Below are 2636 nucleotides of genomic sequence, written 5' to 3' on the forward strand. Positions count from 1 at the left end.
GATAGCCTTCGAGCCAGCCCTGGCAAAGATGCTCGCTCAGCACCTCCAGCACCCGTCCCTCCGGCGCGAGGTGAACGTCCTCGGGCAGGATCGGCTCCATCCAGGCGCGGTCGGTCTTCTCGAACACGGCATCGAGGCGGTTGGAGGCGGTCTCGTCCGGACCGACCACCCGGAAGTTGCGGGACGTAGCGTTGAGGGCGACCACATCCCGGAGGTAGGTCCCGAGAACACGGGTGGCTTCGCCGACCACCTTTCCCGGCCCATCGACTTGGACCGCATATTCCCGGAACTCCGGCAGACGCAGGGGGCGCATCAGCAGGCCACCATTAGCGTGTGGGTTAGCGCCCATCCGGCGCTCGCCAACAGGTGCCAGCGCGGCAATCTCCGGACGCAGCCTTCCGGCCTCGTCGAACAGTTCCTCCGGCCGGTAGCTGCGCAGCCACTCCTCAAGTTGCTTCCGGTGGGCGGGATTGCGGCGGGTCTCAGCGAGCGGCACCTGGTGGGAGCGCCAGAAGCCTTCGGTTTTGAGACCGTCAACCTCTTTCGGCCCGGTCCAGCCCTTGGGCGTCCGCAGGACGATCATCGGCCAGCGGGGGCGCTGGATCTGCCCGCCTGCCCTCGCCGCGTTCTGGATTGCGGCGATCCGATCGAGAGCCGCGTCTATCGTAGCCGCCAGAGCCTGATGGACTGCCTCGGGCTCGCTCCCCTCGACGAAGAAAGGCTCGTGTCCGTAACCGATGAGAAGGCTTTCGAGCTCGTCGCGGTCCATCCGGGCCAGGATGGTGGGATTGGCGATCTTGTATCCGTTGAGATGGAGGATCGGAAGAACCGCGCCGTCGTGGGCGGGGTTGAGGAACTTGTTGGAGTGCCACGAGGCGGCCAGCGGCCCGGTCTCGGCCTCGCCGTCGCCGATCACGCAGGCGACGATCAGGTCCGGATTGTCGAAGGCGGCCCCATAGGCATGCAGGAGCGCATATCCCAGCTCTCCGCCCTCATGGATCGAGCCGGGTGTCTCCGGTGCGGCGTGACTTGGGATGCCGCCCGGGAACGAGAACTGGCGGAAGAGCTTTCGCAAGCCCTCAGCATCCTGCGAGATGTCCGGATAGATCTCGCTGTAGGTGCCCTCCAGGTAGGTGTTGGCAACCATGCCGGGGCCACCGTGGCCGGGTCCGCAGACGTAGAGGACGTTGAGGTCCCGCGCCCGGATGACCCGGTTGAGGTGGGCATAGATCAGGTTCAGCCCCGGTGTCGTGCCCCAATGCCCGAGCAGGCGCGGCTTCACGTGCTCGGGCTTCGGCTCCTCCCGCAGCAACGGGTTGTCCAGGAGGTAGATCTGGCCGACGGACAGGTAGTTCGCGGCCCGCCAGTAGGCGTCGATCCGGTCCAGCTCGTCAGGGCTCAGCGGATGTTGCGATGGATTCATGAGCACTCTTCCCGAAGACGTACCTCAAGGCCGGACATAGGCCTCGGTCGTGTAGCGGCGCATCATGCGCTGGCTGTTGAAGTAGGACGGGATCTTGGCGATACCCTGCTTCATCATCCAGACCCAGCGGGCACGGTCCTGATGGTAGAGAGGCAGGACCTGTCCTTCGAGCTTGGCATAGAGCGCGTCGGCATGCTGCCCGGCCTCCTCGGCTCCGTCCCGGCCGATGGACCAGCCGGTGATGCCATCGACACAGGCTTCGACCCACCAGCCGTCGAGAACGCTCAAGTTCAGGACTCCGTTCAGGGCCGCCTTCATGCCGCTCGTTCCCGACGCCTCAAGCGGCGGTTGCGGCGTGTTCAGCCACACGTCCGTTCCGGCGACCAGGGTCTTGGCAAGGGCTATGTCGTAGTTCGGCAGGAACGCCATGCGGATGCCGGGGGCGAGCGCGCGCATCCAGTCGTGGATCTCCCGGATGAGCTGCTTGCCCTCTTCATCCCGCGGATGAGCCTTGCCTGCCATGACCACCTGGAAGGGAAACCGGCCGTTGATCGAACGAATCCGCTGCAGATCTGAGAACAGGAGGTCGGGACGCTTGTAGCCTGTCATGCGGCGGGCGAAGCCCAGCAGAGGCACATCCGGATCCATGGCCACGCCCGTGCTTCGCCGGATCGCCTCCAGGAGGTCGTGCTTGGCCGCCTTGTGCGCGGCCCAGACATCCTCGTCCCGAAGGTGCTCGGCCCGGATCAGCACCTCCGGCTCGTGACCCCAGTTCGGCAGGATCTGTTGATAAAGCCGGGCGAAGGCTTCATGAGTCCAGGTTACTGGATGCACGCCGTTCGTGACGGCCGCGATCCTGTAGCCGGGGAACATCCGCTTGGTCGTCTCCGCATGGCGGCGCGCGACGCCGTTCACATAGCCGCTGAGGTTGAGGGCCAGCCGTGTCATGTTGAGCCGGTCTTCGCCCGCCAAGGGCTTGAGTTCGTCGAGAGGGACGAAATCCGCCCCCAGGACACGTCTGACGTCGTCATAGGAGAAGCGGTCATGTCCGGCCTCGACGGGCGTGTGGGTGGTGAACACGCACATGTCGCGGACGTGGTCGACCTCATGGGCCAGCCGATTGGCGCCAGGATCGGAACGTTGCCTCCGCCGCAGCAGCTCCAGGGTCAGGAAGGCCGCATGCCCCTCGTTGAGGTGGTAGGTCCCGATGCTG

Annotated in this window: 1 protein-coding gene and 1 pseudogene; both read right to left on the bottom strand. The window is 65.5% G+C overall.

Annotated elements, in window-relative coordinates; translation table 11 throughout:
• Positions 1 to 1423: pseudogene (locus tag OC446_RS29950) on the bottom strand (phosphoketolase); the annotation flags it as partial.
• 24 nt (positions 1424 to 1447) lie between these two features.
• Positions 1448 to 2636: alpha-glucan family phosphorylase (gene glgP / locus OC446_RS29955; protein ID WP_262032526.1), on the bottom strand; the 1189-nt coding region annotated here is incomplete at its 5' end.

Source organism: Microvirga sp. Mcv34, assembly GCF_024519725.1.
Taxonomy (GTDB): domain Bacteria; phylum Pseudomonadota; class Alphaproteobacteria; order Rhizobiales; family Beijerinckiaceae; genus Microvirga.